Raw genomic sequence first — 15,407 nt, 5'->3', positions numbered from 1 at the left:
ATGGCTATCGAAATCAAAGTACCGGACATCGGGGCTGATGAAGTTGAAATCACCGAGATCCTGGTCAAAGTGGGCGACAAAGTTGAAGCCGAACAGTCGCTGATCACCGTAGAAGGCGACAAAGCCTCTATGGAAGTTCCGTCTCCGCAGGCGGGTATCGTTAAAGAGATCAAAGTCTCTGTTGGCGATAAAACCCAGACCGGCGCACTGATTATGATTTTCGATTCCGCCGACGGTGCAGCAGACGCTGCACCTGCTCAGGCAGAAGAGAAGAAAGAAGCAGCTCCGGCAGCAGCACCCGCGGCTGCGGCGGCAAAAGACGTTAACGTTCCGGATATCGGCAGCGACGAAGTTGAAGTGACCGAAATCCTGGTGAAAGTTGGCGATAAAGTTGAAGCTGAACAGTCGCTGATCACCGTAGAAGGCGATAAAGCTTCTATGGAAGTTCCGGCTCCGTTTGCTGGCACCGTGAAAGAGATCAAAGTGAACGTGGGTGACAAAGTGTCTACCGGCTCGCTGATTATGGTCTTCGAAGTCGCGGGTGAAGCAGGCGCGGCAGCTCCGGCGGCTAAACAGGAAGCGGCTCCGGCAGCGGCCCCTGCACCAGCGGCTGGCGTGAAAGAAGTTAACGTTCCGGATATCGGCGGTGACGAAGTTGAAGTGACCGAAGTGATGGTGAAAGTGGGCGACAAAGTTGCCGCTGAACAGTCACTGATTACCGTAGAAGGCGACAAAGCTTCTATGGAAGTTCCGGCTCCGTTTGCAGGCGTCGTGAAGGAACTGAAAGTCAACGTTGGCGATAAAGTGAAAACTGGCTCGCTGATTATGATCTTCGAAGTTGAAGGCGCAGCGCCTGCGGCGGCTCCGGCGAAACAGGAAGCGGCAGCGCCGGCTCCGGCAGCAAAAGCTGAAGCTCCGGCAGCAGCTCCGGCTGCGAAAGCCGAAGGCAAATCTGAATTTGCTGAAAACGACGCTTACGTTCACGCGACTCCGCTGATCCGCCGTCTGGCACGCGAGTTTGGCGTTAACCTGGCGAAAGTGAAGGGCACTGGCCGTAAAGGTCGTATCCTGCGCGAAGACGTTCAGGCTTACGTGAAAGAAGCTATCAAACGTGCAGAAGCAGCTCCGGCGGCGACTGGCGGCGGTATCCCAGGCATGCTGCCGTGGCCGAAGGTGGACTTCAGCAAGTTTGGTGAAATCGAAGAAGTGGAACTGGGCCGTATCCAGAAAATTTCTGGTGCGAACCTGAGCCGTAACTGGGTGATGATCCCGCATGTTACTCACTTCGACAAAACCGATATCACCGAGCTGGAAGCGTTCCGTAAACAGCAGAACGAAGAAGCGGCGAAACGTAAGCTGGATGTGAAGATCACCCCGGTTGTCTTCATCATGAAAGCCGTTGCTGCAGCTCTTGAGCAGATGCCTCGCTTCAACAGTTCGTTGTCGGAAGACGGTCAGCGTCTGACCCTGAAGAAATACATCAACATCGGTGTGGCGGTGGATACCCCGAACGGTCTGGTTGTTCCGGTATTCAAAGACGTCAACAAGAAAGGCATCATCGAGCTGTCTCGCGAGCTGATGACTATTTCTAAGAAAGCGCGTGACGGTAAGCTGACTGCGGGCGAAATGCAGGGCGGTTGCTTCACCATCTCCAGCATCGGCGGCCTGGGTACTACCCACTTCGCGCCGATTGTGAACGCGCCGGAAGTGGCTATCCTCGGCGTTTCCAAGTCCGCGATGGAGCCGGTGTGGAATGGTAAAGAGTTCGTGCCGCGTCTGATGCTGCCGATTTCTCTCTCCTTCGACCACCGCGTGATCGACGGTGCTGATGGTGCCCGTTTCATTACCATCATTAACAACACGCTGTCTGACATTCGCCGTCTGGTGATGTAAGTAAAAGAGCCGGCCCAACGGCCGGCTTTTTTCTGGTAATCTCATGAATGTATTGAGGTTATTAGCGAATAGACAAATCGGTTGCCGTTTGTTGTTTAAAAATTGTTAACAATTTTGTAAAATACCGACGGATAGAACGACCCGGTGGTGGTTAGGGTATTACTTCACATACCCTATGGATTTCTGGGTGCAGCAAGGTAGCAAGCGCCAGAATCCCCAGGAGCTTACATAAGTAAGTGACTGGGGTGAGGGCGTGAAGCTAACGCCGCTGCGGCCTGAAAGACGACGGGTATGACCGCCGGAGATAAATATATAGAGGTCATGATGAGTACTGAAATCAAAACTCAGGTCGTGGTACTTGGGGCAGGCCCCGCAGGTTACTCCGCTGCCTTCCGTTGCGCTGATTTAGGTCTGGAAACCGTAATCGTAGAACGTTACAACACCCTTGGCGGTGTTTGCCTGAACGTCGGCTGTATCCCTTCTAAAGCACTGCTGCACGTAGCAAAAGTTATCGAAGAAGCCAAAGCGCTGGCTGAACACGGTATCGTCTTCGGCGAACCGAAAACCGATATTGACAAGATTCGTACCTGGAAAGAGAAAGTAATCAATCAGCTGACCGGTGGTCTGGCTGGTATGGCGAAAGGCCGCAAAGTCAAAGTGGTCAACGGTCTGGGTAAATTCACCGGGGCTAACACCCTGGAAGTTGAAGGTGAGAACGGCAAAACCGTGATCAACTTCGACAATGCGATCATTGCAGCGGGTTCTCGCCCGATCCAACTGCCGTTTATTCCGCATGAAGATCCGCGTATCTGGGACTCCACTGACGCGCTGGAACTGAAAGAAGTACCAGAACGCCTGCTGGTAATGGGTGGCGGTATCATCGGTCTGGAAATGGGCACCGTATACCACGCGCTGGGTTCACAGATTGACGTGGTTGAAATGTTCGACCAGGTTATCCCGGCAGCTGACAAAGACATCGTTAAAGTCTTCACCAAGCGTATCAGCAAGAAATTCAACCTGATGCTGGAAACCAAAGTTACCGCCGTTGAAGCGAAAGAAGACGGTATTTATGTGACGATGGAAGGCAAAAAAGCACCCGCTGAACCGCAGCGTTACGACGCCGTGCTGGTAGCGATTGGTCGTGTGCCGAACGGTAAAAACCTCGACGCAGGCAAAGCTGGCGTGGAAGTGGACGACCGTGGTTTCATCCGCGTTGACAAACAGCTGCGTACCAACGTACCGCACATCTTTGCTATCGGCGATATCGTCGGTCAGCCGATGCTGGCACACAAAGGTGTTCACGAAGGTCACGTTGCCGCTGAAGTTATCGCCGGTAAGAAACACTACTTCGATCCGAAAGTTATCCCGTCCATCGCCTATACCGAACCAGAAGTTGCATGGGTAGGTCTGACTGAGAAAGAAGCGAAAGAGAAAGGCATCAGCTATGAAACCGCCACCTTCCCGTGGGCTGCTTCTGGTCGTGCTATCGCTTCCGACTGCGCAGACGGTATGACCAAGCTGATTTTCGACAAAGAATCTCACCGTGTGATCGGTGGTGCGATTGTCGGTACCAACGGCGGCGAGCTGCTGGGTGAAATCGGCCTGGCAATCGAAATGGGTTGTGATGCTGAAGACATCGCACTGACCATCCACGCGCACCCGACTCTGCACGAGTCTGTGGGCCTGGCGGCAGAAGTGTTCGAAGGTAGCATTACCGACCTGCCGAACCCGAAAGCGAAGAAGAAGTAATTGTTCGTTTGCCGGAACATCCGGCAATTAAAAAAGCGGCTAACCACGCCGCTTTTTTTACGTCTGCAATTTACCTTTCCTGTCGCCTTGCTCCGCGCTCAGAGAGACGTTCGCGTACTGCTGACCGTTGCTCGTTATTCAGCCTGACAGTATGGTTACTGTCGTTTAGACGTTGTGGGCGGCTCTCCTGAACTTTTTCCCGAAAAACCTGACGTTGTTCAGGTGATGCTGATTGAACACGCTGGCGGGCGTTATCACGTTGCTGTTGGTTCAGTGGGCGCTGCTGTACTTTTTCCTTAAACACCTGGCGCTGCTCAGGCGAGGCTGACTGAATACGCTCACGCGCTGCGTCTCTTCGCTGCTGGATCTGTGGGTTAGTCTGCATTTTCTCGCGGACTGCCTGGCGCTGCTCAGGCGAGGCCGACTGATAACGCTGACGAGCGGCGTCCTTTTGTTGCTGGGTCAGTGGTTGGCGACGGCTGAAGTCGCGGAAGTCGTCATAGCTCCCATAGTTTTCAGCTTCATTAAACCGCTGTGCCGCTGCCTGACGTTGGGTATCTCGTGTAATGACGGGGGCGGCGTGTGTTCGTTGCTGAAACTGACTTGCTGCCGCCTGACGCTGGCTGTCGCGTGTTGGAGCAGGTAGCTGCGTGGCGCTCATTCCGCCGTTGACATCGGTTTGATGAAACCGCTTTGCCATATCCTGATCATGATAGGGCACACCATTACGGTAGTTTGGATTGTGCCGCCATGCCATATTCTTATCAGTAAGATGCTCACCGGTGATACGGTTGAAATTGTTGACGTCGATATTGATGTTGTAGCCGTTGTGTTGCCAGCCATTACCGTCACGATGACCGCCATCGTGGTGATGATAATCATCATCGTCATGATGATGATGGTCATGATCGTCGTCATCCCAGTCGATGCTGCTGAATAGTGCGTACGTGGTAGCAACACCCATGCTATAGCCGAATCCGCGCACAAAGCTGTCAATAAACGGTTCTCCGGCTGGTGGTGGCAGATAAACCGGCGGATACGCAGTATTGGCCCAGTTCCCGTAAACCACGGTTGGGTTGTAGTTGGGAATATAGACCACATCAGGATTGGCGGGCTCAATGGAAATGACGGTTGTTGCAGGCTCTGTAATGACGGGGCTGGCAGTTAAAACGGTATTGGATGGTATGACGGGTGCCGTGACTGTCTGTTTTACCGGTACAGCTTTCTTCGTTGTGGTAATAACTTTTTGTTCGGTTGATGACTTCAGCGAACCGGTTTGTTGCGCCAGTTGCCGCAATCGCTGTACCGAGTCCATCACGTCCTGCGGCTGCGCCAGAAAAGCATCGCCCAGGTTTTGCACCCATTGCGGGTTTTCGCCCATCAATGCCATCAATTGTGGAAAGGCCACCAGTGATTTAACGCTGGCGTCCCACGGCTGGTCAGATACCGCCTGAATAGCAGCATCGCCTTGTTTAAGTGGATTATCGTGCGACCATTGCACTGCTTGAGCAACGTTTGCCGGATAGGTTGATGCCATTAACACTTGTGAAAGCAGAGAATCGGGGTACAGCGCGACAGGCGCAACCCATTGATCGATTTGTGCAGTGCTGAATGCGGATTTGACGACGGCGGGCGTTACGGGCGGTGCGGAAACCGTTGCAGGAAGCGTAACTGCGGTGATGTCAGGCGCAGTCTGTTGTGTCGATTGCGGTTCCACAGGCGCTTCCACTGTGCGGCTTTTTATATATAGCCCGGTAGAGGCGGCACAAAGCCCGGCACTGCAAATTAGCGCCAGCACATGGGGTTTAAACGGCAAAGTCATTTTCATAATTCGGATCTCAAGGAAATCGCAATGGTCGGCGAACTGCCACCCGCAGGTGCTGTGAATCCGAGTATAAAGAGGCGGTAGTTTAAATTTTGACTAATCTTGGGATTCGTTGAGAAAGGTGATTATCACCATGCGAATTAACGAAGTTTTTACGGAGGGAAACAATCTCTAGACCATCCTTAACGATTCAGCCACTTTTTTATGTTGCTTTTTTGTAAACAGATTAACACATCGTCAAAATCCTGCTATTCTGCCCGTTGCGGTACTGGGCATTTACCCTACAAACTGCTGTCTCACAGGAGCGTGAAGAGAATCGCCTGCCGCACTATGACAATGAGAGCGAGGAGAACCGTCGTGCTAGAAGAATACCGTAAGCACGTAGCTGAGCGTGCCGCTGAGGGGATTGCGCCCAAACCCCTGGATGCAAACCAAATGGCCGCACTTGTAGAGCTGCTGAAAAACCCGCCCGCGGGCGAAGAAGAATTCCTGTTAGATCTGTTAACCAACCGTGTTCCCCCAGGCGTCGATGAAGCCGCCTATGTCAAAGCAGGCTTCCTGGCTGCTATCGCGAAAGGCGAAGCCAAATCCCCTCTGCTGACTCCGGAAAAAGCCATCGAACTGCTGGGCACCATGCAGGGTGGTTACAACATTCATCCGCTGATCGACGCGCTGGATGATGCCAAACTGGCACCTATTGCTGCCAAAGCACTTTCTCACACGCTGCTGATGTTCGATAACTTCTATGACGTAGAAGAGAAAGCGAAAGCAGGCAACGAATATGCGAAGCAGGTTATGCAGTCCTGGGCGGATGCCGAATGGTTCCTGAATCGCCCGGCGCTGGCTGAAAAACTGACCGTTACCGTCTTCAAAGTCACTGGCGAAACTAACACCGATGACCTTTCTCCGGCACCGGATGCGTGGTCACGCCCGGATATCCCACTGCACGCGCTGGCGATGCTGAAAAACGCCCGTGAAGGTATTGAGCCAGACCAGCCTGGTGTTGTTGGTCCGATCAAGCAAATCGAAGCTCTGCAACAGAAAGGTTTCCCGCTGGCGTACGTCGGTGACGTTGTGGGTACGGGTTCTTCGCGTAAATCCGCCACTAACTCCGTTCTGTGGTTTATGGGCGATGATATTCCACATGTGCCGAACAAACGCGGCGGTGGTTTGTGCCTCGGCGGTAAAATTGCACCCATCTTCTTTAACACGATGGAAGACGCGGGTGCACTGCCAATCGAAGTCGACGTCTCTAACCTGAACATGGGCGACGTGATTGACGTTTACCCGTACAAAGGTGAAGTGCGTAACCACGAAACCGGCGAACTGCTGGCGACCTTCGAACTGAAAACCGACGTGCTGATTGATGAAGTGCGTGCTGGTGGCCGTATTCCGCTGATTATCGGGCGTGGCCTGACCACCAAAGCGCGTGAAGCACTTGGTCTGCCGCACAGTGATGTGTTCCGTCAGGCGAAAGATGTCGCTGAGAGCGATCGCGGCTTCTCGCTGGCGCAAAAAATGGTAGGCCGTGCCTGTGGCGTGAAAGGCATTCGTCCGGGCGCGTACTGTGAACCGAAAATGACTTCTGTAGGTTCCCAGGACACCACCGGCCCGATGACCCGTGATGAACTGAAAGACCTGGCGTGCCTGGGCTTCTCGGCTGACCTGGTGATGCAGTCTTTCTGCCACACCGCGGCGTATCCGAAGCCAGTTGACGTGAACACGCACCACACGCTGCCTGACTTCATTATGAACCGTGGCGGTGTGTCGCTGCGTCCGGGTGACGGCGTCATTCACTCCTGGCTGAACCGTATGCTGCTGCCGGATACCGTCGGTACCGGTGGTGATTCCCATACCCGTTTCCCGATCGGTATCTCTTTCCCGGCGGGTTCTGGTCTGGTGGCATTTGCAGCCGCAACAGGCGTAATGCCGCTGGATATGCCGGAATCCGTTCTGGTGCGCTTCAAAGGCAAAATGCAGCCGGGCATCACCCTGCGCGATCTGGTACATGCCATTCCGCTGTATGCGATCAAACAAGGTCTGCTGACCGTTGAGAAGAAAGGCAAGAAAAACATCTTCTCTGGCCGCATCCTGGAAATTGAAGGTCTGCCGGATCTGAAAGTTGAGCAGGCATTTGAACTGACCGATGCGTCCGCCGAGCGTTCTGCCGCTGGTTGTACCATCAAGCTGAACAAAGAACCGATCATCGAATACCTGAACTCTAACATCGTCCTGCTGAAGTGGATGATCGCGGAAGGTTACGGCGATCGTCGCACCCTGGAACGTCGTATTCAGGGCATGGAAAAATGGCTGGCGAATCCTGAGCTGCTGGAAGCCGATGCAGATGCTGAATACGCGGCAGTGATCGACATCGATCTGGCGGATATTAAAGAGCCAATCCTCTGTGCACCGAACGACCCGGATGACGCGCGTCCGCTGTCTGCGGTACAGGGTGAGAAGATCGACGAAGTATTTATCGGTTCCTGCATGACCAACATCGGTCACTTCCGTGCTGCGGGTAAACTGCTGGATGCGCACAAAGGCCAACTGCCGACCCGCCTGTGGGTGGCACCGCCAACCCGTATGGACGCCGCGCAGTTGACTGAAGAAGGCTACTACAGCGTCTTCGGTAAGAGTGGTGCGCGTATCGAGATCCCTGGCTGTTCCCTGTGTATGGGTAACCAGGCGCGTGTGGCAGACGGCGCGACGGTGGTTTCCACCTCGACCCGTAACTTCCCGAACCGTCTGGGGACTGGCGCGAATGTCTTCCTGGCTTCTGCGGAACTGGCTGCTGTTGCGGCGCTGATTGGCAAACTACCGACGCCGGAAGAGTACCAGACCTACGTGGCGCAGGTGGATAAAACTGCCGTTGATACTTACCGTTACCTGAACTTCAACCAGCTTTCTCAGTACACTGAAAAAGCCGATGGTGTGATTTTCCAGACTGCGGTTTAATAAGTAAGCGCACGCGCTGCGCATAAACGACACAATGCCCGGTGAATGAGATTCCCGGGCATTTTTTTATCTCTAAACCATCGCCGTTCCGCTGTTTTTCTCCGGTAAGGCTGCGATAATTACATCAATGGCGCAATGCGATTTCGGCGCATTGCCGGGAGCAGAGGAACACACTATGGATTACGAATTTCTGCGCGATATTACCGGAGTGGTAAAGGTGCGTATGTCCATGGGGCATGAAGTGGTCGGGCACTGGTTTAATGAAGAGGTGAAAGAAAACCTGGCCTTGCTTGATGAAGTGGAACAAGCAGCGCACGCACTGAAAGGTAGCGAACGGTCCTGGCAACGGGCAGGGCATGAATACACCCTGTGGATGGACGGTGAAGAGGTGATGGTTCGCGCCAATCAACTGGAATTCGCTGGCGATGAAATGGAAGAGGGGATGAACTACTACGACGAAGAAAGCCTGTCGCTATGCGGCGTTGAGGATTTTCTGCAGGTCGTGGCGGCTTACCGTAATTTCGTGCAGCAGAAGTAAATAAATCTGGCGGAGCCTGGGAGCTCCGCCAGAGCCGTTAAACAGCTGGCATATTGCGCCCGTAATAAATCTCGCGCATCTCTTTCCACAGCGCAGCGGTAATTTCCTGGCGCTCGCTGTCGGTTAAGTCTTCCGGTTTGGTGTGGAACATGTAGTGCTTAAGGTCGAACTCTTTAAGCAACATCTTGGTATGGAAGATATTTTCCTGATAGACGTTCACATCCACCATGTCATACAGCGCCTTCATATCGTCAGACATAAAGTTCTGAATCGAATTAATCTCATGGTCGATAAAGTGCTTCATACCGTTAATGTCGCGAGTAAAACCGCGCACGCGATAATCAATGGTTACGATATCGGACTCAAGCTGGTGGATCAGGTAATTCAGCGCCTTCAGCGGAGAAATCACGCCGCAGGTAGAGACTTCAATATCGGCGCGGAAGGTACATAAACCGCCTTCAGGATGACTTTCCGGGTAGGTATGTACGCAAATATGACTTTTATCGAGATGGGCAACCACCGTTTCTGGCAGTGGGCCGGGGTGTTCTGTTTTGTCGATGAGTTTCGGGTCAACCGGTTCTTCACTCACCAGAATAGTGACGCTGGCACCCTGTGGTTCGTAATCCTGGCGGGCGATGTTAAGAATATTGGCCCCGATAATGGAACAGGTTTCTGACAGGATTTCGGTCAGACGGTTGGCATTATAGAGTTCATCGATATAAGCAATATAACCGTCGCGCTCTTCGGCAGTTTTGGCGTAGCAGATATCGTAAATACAAAAACTCAGACTTTTGGTCAGATTATTAAAGCCATGCAGTTTCAGTTTTTTCAATTTCTTATCTTCTCCTTAGGACGGCTGTGAAGCCAGTGCGTCTTGCAGATACTGAGGTAAGGCAAAAGCTGCCGTATGGATTGCCGGATTGTAATAACGGCATTTCAGGCCAGAAGCGAGAAAACGCGCCTGAATAATTTCGGTTGAGAGATGGCGTAAGGCGTCGTTATCTGTCGCCCATGCAAAAGTCATGATACCGCCGTAATAGGTCGGGATCGCCGCCTGATAAAAGCCAACGTCGCTGAAGTAATGGCTGAGTTTGCGATGGCTGTCGATGGCTTCTTCCTGCTGTAAAAAGCAGACGCCGTTTTGTGCGACGAAGATACCGCCAGGATTCAGGCAACGTTTGCAGCCTTCATAAAATGCTGAGGTGAACAGACTTTCGCCGGGACCGATAGGATCGGTGCAGTCGGAGATAATGACATCAAAGGTCTGGCTGGTTTGATTAACGAAATTGACGCCATCGTCGATCACCAGCTTAAAGCGCGGATCGTCGTAGCTACCGGCGTTATGGTTGGGCAGATACTGACGGCAGAACGACACGACACCCGCATCGATTTCCACCATCGTGATTGACTCAACGTTTTTATGTCGGGTTACTTCACGCAGCATGGCACCGTCGCCGCCGCCGATAATCAGCACATGTTTCGCGTGACCGTGGGCCAGTAGCGGAACATGGGTCATCATCTCATGATAGATAAACTCGTCGCGCTCGGTGGTTTGTACTACGCCATCCAGCGCCATTACGCGACCAAATGCAGCGTTCTCAAAAATGATCAGATCTTGGTGATCGGTCTTTTCATGATACAGAACGTTATCTACCGCAAAGTACTGCCCAAACTGGTCGTGTAGCGTTTCATGCCACTGTTTTTTTTCGGCCATGGGTTGATACCTCCTTTGTTAACACCCGTAAAAAAAGGGCGCAACATAATAGCTAACATTGACCGCGGATGCACGGTCAATATTTCTACAAAAAGGTATCAGGGATTATTTGACGTAGGCAAGCAGGCTTAAGGAATCGCGGGCCAGGGCTTTGCACTTTTTAGCGACGGGAATGCCAATGCCGCTGAGATCGCGGTAGCTGTCTTCACCGAGGGCTTTCATGTCGAAGGTGTCGTAATTACTGAGATCCCACTGGTTTTGCTGGGCGAAAAAGACCAGTGCGCGACGAATTTGCCCGTTAGGTAAGTTCTGGTAACCACAATCGTTCTTCAGAAAGACAAAAACTGCCGTTAAATCGGCCATATCTTCGGCTTCAGACTCGCTGAGCGCGTAACTGTTTGCGCAAACGGCCATCAGGCTGCCGAATAACACTGTTCTGAAAAACGTCTTCATTGCTTCTACCAGGGGCTTAAAGAAGATAAACGTTAGCACACTGCGAGCGAGGCGACGACCATTATTGTCGATTAAATTGTGTCTGCGGCTTGACCTTCCCGTAAGGGGAAGGACTATGCTCAACGTTTGATTTTGTTTCGCCTGCTTAAGAATAAGGAAATAACTATGCAACGTCGTGATTTCTTAAAATATTCCGTCGCGCTGGGTGTGGCTTCAGCCTTGCCGCTGTGGAGCCGCGCAGTCTTTGCGGCGGAACGCCCAACGTTACCGATCCCTGATTTGCTCACGACCGATGCCCGTAATCGCATTCAGTTAACTATTGGCGCAGGTCAGTCTACCTTTGGCGAGAAAACTGCAACTACCTGGGGCTATAACGGCAATCTGCTGGGGCCGGCGGTGAAATTACAGCGCGGCAAAGCGGTAACGGTTGATATCTATAACCAACTGACGGAAGAGACGACGTTGCACTGGCACGGGCTGGAAGTACCGGGTGAAGTCGACGGCGGCCCGCAGGGAATTATTCTGCCAGGTGGCAAGCGCTCGGTGACGTTGAACGTTGATCAACCTGCCGCTACTTGCTGGTTCCATCCACATCAACATGGCAAGACCGGGCGACAGGTGGCGATGGGGTTGGCTGGGCTGGTGGTAATTGAAGATGACGAGATCCTGAAATTAATGCTGCCAAAACAGTGGGGTATCGATGATGTTCCGGTGATTGTTCAGGATAAAAAATTTAACGCTGATGGGCAGATTGATTATCAACTGGATGTGATGACCGCCGCCGTGGGCTGGTTTGGCGATACGCTGCTGACCAACGGTGCAATCTACCCACAACACGCTGCCCCGCGTGGTTGGCTGCGCCTGCGTTTGCTCAATGGCTGTAATGCCCGCTCGCTCAATTTCGCCACCAGCGACAATCGCCCGCTGTATGTGATTGCCAGCGACGGTGGTCTGCTACCTGAACCGGTGAAGGTGAGCGAGCTGCCGGTGCTGATGGGCGAGCGTTTTGAAGTGCTGGTGGAGGTTAACGACAACAAACCCTTTGACCTGGTGACGCTACCGGTCAGCCAGATGGGGATGGCGATTGCGCCGTTTGACAAGCCGCATCCGGTAATGCGGATTCAGCCGATTGCTATTAGTGCCTCCGGTGCTTTGCCAGACACATTAAGTAGCCTGCCTGCGTTACCTTCGCTGGAAGGGCTGACGGTACGCAAGCTGCAACTTTCTATGGACCCGATGCTCGATATGATGGGTATGCAGATGCTAATGGAGAAATATGGCGATCAGGCGATGGCTGGAATGGATCACAGCCAGATGATGGGCCATATGGGGCACGGTAATATGAATCATATGAACCACGGCGGGAAGTTCGATTTCCACCATGCCAATAAAATCAACGGTCAGGCGTTTGATATGAATAAGCCGATGTTTGCGGCGGCGAAAGGGCAGTACGAACGTTGGGTTATCTCTGGCGTGGGCGACATGATGCTGCATCCGTTCCATATTCACGGCACCCAGTTCCGTATCTTGTCAGAAAATGGCAAACCGCCAGCGGCTCATCGCGCGGGCTGGAAAGATACCGTTAAGGTAGAAGGCAATGTCAGTGAAGTGCTGGTGAAGTTTAATCACGACGCACCGAAAGAACATGCTTATATGGCGCACTGCCATCTGCTGGAGCATGAAGATACGGGGATGATGTTAGGGTTTACGGTATAAAAAGACCGTATTCGGAAATATGCCCGGATTTCTCCGGGCATTATGGTTACTTCACATCATCCGGCAGCGCATAAGCCACAATATAGTCGCCCATCTTCGTACCAAATGAACCGTGACCGCCTGCGGAGATCACCACATACTGCTTACCATTCACTTCATAGGTCATTGGCGTAGCCTGACCACCCGCTGGTAAACGACCCTGCCACAGTTTTTCACCGTTGCTCATGTTGTAAGCGCGCAGGTAGTTATCTGCCGTAGCGGCGATAAACAGCACGTTACCCGCCGTGGAGATTGGCCCGCCCAGCATCGGCATACCCATATTGAACGGCACCGGTACAGGCATCGGGAACGGCATACTGTCCTGCGGCGTACCAATACGTTTCTTCCACACCACTTCATTGGTTTTCAGGTCCAGCGCCGAGATATAACCCCATGCTGGCTGTTTACACGGCAGACCAAACGGTGAGAGGAACGGGTTGAGCGTGACACCATACGGTACACCGTACTGTGGCTGAATGCCGGATTCCGTACCCGTGCCTTTGGCATCTTTCGGCTGCTCCATCGGGTTACCCGGACCGCGTGGGATCAGTTTCGAAACAAACGGCAGTGCCATTGGGTTGGCAATTGCCACTTCACGATTTGGATCAACGGAAATCCCGCCCCATTCAAACATTCCCAGGTTACCCGGGAAGACCAGCGTGCCCTGTTCAGATGGCGGCGTGAAAATGCCTTCATAGCGCAACTGGTGGAACATCACGCGGCACACCAGTTGGTCAAACATGGTGGCTCCCCACATATCCGCACCGCTCAAATCTTTCTTCGGACGGAAGCTCAGTTCAGAGAACGGCTGGGTCGGAGTAACGTAATCGCCTTTCGCAGCACCTTGCGGCACCGGTTTTTCCGGGGCCGGAACCACCAGTTCGCCATTGCGACGATCGAGCACAAAAATGTTGCCGGTTTTCGCCGGAGCGTAAATAACTGGCACTTTCTGACCATTAACGGTGATGTCCGCCAGCGTCGGCTGTGCCGGAAGATCCATGTCCCACAGGTCGTGGTGAACGGTCTGGTAGCTCCACGCCAGTTTCCCGGTAGTGGCATTCAGCGCCAGAATCGAGCTGGCATAACGTTCCTGTTCCGGTGTGCGGTTACCGCCCCAGATATCCGGCGTGGTCACGCCCATCGGCAGATAGACCAGATCCAGCTTCGCGTCATAGGCCGCTGGTGCCCAGGAGTTTGGCGAGTTAAAGGTAAAGGTGTGTTCGTCAGACGGGATTGCGTTCGGATCTTTCGCGCCGGGATCAAAAGCCCACAGCAGCTCCCCGGTGTTGACATCAAAACCACGGATCACGCCAGACGTTTCGCGGGTTGAGAAGTTATCGGTAACTGAACCGGCCATCACGATGGTTTTATCGGTGATAATCGGTGGCGAAGTCGGTTCATACAGACCCGGTTTGGTGTCTGGCATATTGCTTTGCAGATTGAGCACGCCTTTATTGGCGAAGGTTTCGCACAGTTTGCCGTTTTCAGCGTTAATCGCAATCAGTCGACCATCATTGACCGGAAGAATGATACGACGCGGGCAATCCGCCATCACTTCCGGCGAAGCCGTTTCTGCTTTGGCTTCATGATAAGAGACGCCACGGCAGGTTACGTGCTGGAAAGACTCGTTAGTTTTCAGCTCAGGATCGTAATGCCATTTCTCTTTGCCGCTGGCGGCATCGAGCGCAAACAGGCGCTGGTGAGCGGTACACAGGTAAAGGGTGTCGCCCACTTTAATCGGCGTCACTTCATTGGTGATTTCGCCCGGATCGTTCGGCTGCTTCACATCGCCAGTACGGAACACCCAGGCTTCTTTCAGATTATGGACGTTATCGGCGTTAATTTGTTTCAGAGGTGAAAAGCGTTGACCTTCCTGATTGCGACCATAGGCAGGCCAGTCCTGATCGGCAACGGGTGAGATAGCTTCCGCAGGTGTGGCATTGGCGCTTAAGGTGCCGTTGATTTCCTGCGGATCGTTAAATCCGGCCCAGGTCAGGATACCACCGCTAATCAGCAGTGCCACCACCAGTGCGGCAACTGCGCCGCTGGCAGGAATGACCAGGCGACGCCAGACAAACGGCAGGATCAGCCAGATGCCGAAGAAGACCAGAATGTCGCTGCGCGGAGTCAGCGCCCAGAAGTCGAAACCAACTTCCCAGACGCCCCAAATCATGGTGCCGAGCAGCAGGGCTGCGTACAGCCAAAGCGCGGCACGTTTACTGCGCCACAGCATCCAGGCGACGCCGAGCATCACAAGACCAGCGATAGGGTAGTACCAGGAGCCGCCAATCGCGACCAGCCAGCCTCCGCCAATGAGTAGATACAGCCCGCAAAGCGCTGCAAAAAGGGCTGTTAGCGTGACGAGTAATCGTCGCGAGCCTGTATTGTTAATTGCCATAAAGAGACACCATTTCAATTCATTAATATTTTAGTAGCAATTAATTATAGGTTTTAACATGTGTGATCGTCATCACAATTCGAGCTTTATTAACAGATTCCGCGAATGAATAGTTTTACTGGTATAC

At 53.0% G+C, this 15,407-nt stretch carries 10 protein-coding genes; 5 read left to right on the top strand and 5 right to left on the bottom strand.

Going from position 1 to position 15,407, the window contains the following annotated elements; all coding sequences use genetic code 11:
• Positions 1-1,893 carry a pyruvate dehydrogenase complex dihydrolipoyllysine-residue acetyltransferase gene (aceF, locus tag E0D98_RS02475; RefSeq protein WP_000963518.1) on the top strand — a complete coding sequence of 631 codons (1,893 nt, stop codon included), beginning with the start codon at positions 1-3 and terminating at the stop codon, positions 1,891-1,893.
• 324 nt (positions 1,894-2,217) lie between these two features.
• Complete coding sequence (gene lpdA, locus E0D98_RS02470; RefSeq protein WP_000102485.1) at positions 2,218-3,642, top strand: dihydrolipoyl dehydrogenase; 1,425 nt, start codon at positions 2,218-2,220, stop codon at positions 3,640-3,642.
• A 70-nt stretch (positions 3,643-3,712) separates the two neighbouring features.
• On the opposite strand, the gene E0D98_RS02465 is transcribed toward lpdA, so the two are convergent.
• The gene (locus E0D98_RS02465; protein ID WP_050877043.1) at positions 3,713-5,470 is read right to left on the bottom strand and encodes a DUF3300 domain-containing protein; all 1,758 of its coding nucleotides are present in this window, start codon (positions 5,468-5,470) and stop codon (positions 3,713-3,715) included.
• Positions 5,471-5,824: 354 nt separating this feature from the next.
• Between E0D98_RS02465 and acnB the strand changes: the two genes are divergently transcribed.
• Entirely contained in the window at positions 5,825-8,422 is a 2,598-nt protein-coding gene (gene acnB, locus E0D98_RS02460; RefSeq protein WP_001307570.1) for a bifunctional aconitate hydratase 2/2-methylisocitrate dehydratase, read from the top strand.
• Positions 8,423-8,597: 175 nt separating this feature from the next.
• Positions 8,598-8,960 carry a protein YacL gene (yacL, locus tag E0D98_RS02455; protein ID WP_000384306.1) on the top strand — a complete coding sequence of 121 codons (363 nt, stop codon included), beginning with the start codon at positions 8,598-8,600 and terminating at the stop codon, positions 8,958-8,960.
• A gap of 37 nt (positions 8,961-8,997) precedes the next feature.
• On the opposite strand, the gene speD is transcribed toward yacL, so the two are convergent.
• From speD to E0D98_RS02440, 3 genes are all read right to left on the bottom strand, one after another.
• Complete coding sequence (gene speD, locus E0D98_RS02450; RefSeq protein WP_000734287.1) at positions 8,998-9,792, bottom strand: adenosylmethionine decarboxylase; 795 nt, start codon at positions 9,790-9,792, stop codon at positions 8,998-9,000.
• A gap of 15 nt (positions 9,793-9,807) precedes the next feature.
• Positions 9,808-10,674 (bottom strand): polyamine aminopropyltransferase, encoded by an 867-nt coding sequence (speE, locus tag E0D98_RS02445; protein WP_000818411.1) that lies wholly within the window; start codon positions 10,672-10,674, stop codon positions 9,808-9,810.
• Positions 10,675-10,779: 105 nt separating this feature from the next.
• Positions 10,780-11,127, bottom strand: a complete 348-nt coding sequence (locus tag E0D98_RS02440; RefSeq protein WP_001295568.1) for a YacC family pilotin-like protein — start codon at positions 11,125-11,127, stop codon at positions 10,780-10,782.
• A 165-nt stretch (positions 11,128-11,292) separates the two neighbouring features.
• On the opposite strand from E0D98_RS02440, the gene cueO reads away from it, so the two are divergent.
• On the top strand, positions 11,293-12,843 hold the full coding sequence (cueO, locus tag E0D98_RS02435) for a multicopper oxidase CueO (RefSeq protein WP_001189600.1): 1,551 nt from the start codon (positions 11,293-11,295) through the stop codon (positions 12,841-12,843).
• Between the two features lie 46 nt (positions 12,844-12,889).
• Here cueO and gcd read toward each other — a convergent pair whose 3' ends face one another.
• Positions 12,890-15,280 (bottom strand): quinoprotein glucose dehydrogenase, encoded by a 2,391-nt coding sequence (gcd, locus tag E0D98_RS02430; protein ID WP_001307572.1) that lies wholly within the window; start codon positions 15,278-15,280, stop codon positions 12,890-12,892.
• Positions 15,281-15,407: the final 127 nt, after the last annotated feature.

It is taken from the genome of Escherichia sp. KCJ4928, assembly GCF_004352695.1.
GTDB lineage: Bacteria > Pseudomonadota > Gammaproteobacteria > Enterobacterales > Enterobacteriaceae > ECMA0423.
This window is presented reverse-complemented; position numbering and strand designations above follow the sequence as displayed.

Coding starts and splice junctions, on each gene's coding strand:
- E0D98_RS02440 (WP_001295568.1), bottom strand. CDS start 11,127: ATGAAGACGTTTTTCAGAACAGTGTTATTCGGCAGCCTGATGGCCGTT.
- gcd (WP_001307572.1), bottom strand. CDS start 15,280: ATGGCAATTAACAATACAGGCTCGCGACGATTACTCGTCACGCTAACA.
- yacL (WP_000384306.1), top strand. CDS start 8,598: ATGGATTACGAATTTCTGCGCGATATTACCGGAGTGGTAAAGGTGCGT.
- speE (WP_000818411.1), bottom strand. CDS start 10,674: ATGGCCGAAAAAAAACAGTGGCATGAAACGCTACACGACCAGTTTGGG.
- lpdA (WP_000102485.1), top strand. CDS start 2,218: ATGAGTACTGAAATCAAAACTCAGGTCGTGGTACTTGGGGCAGGCCCC.
- E0D98_RS02465 (WP_050877043.1), bottom strand. CDS start 5,470: ATGAAAATGACTTTGCCGTTTAAACCCCATGTGCTGGCGCTAATTTGC.
- cueO (WP_001189600.1), top strand. CDS start 11,293: ATGCAACGTCGTGATTTCTTAAAATATTCCGTCGCGCTGGGTGTGGCT.
- aceF (WP_000963518.1), top strand. CDS start 1: ATGGCTATCGAAATCAAAGTACCGGACATCGGGGCTGATGAAGTTGAA.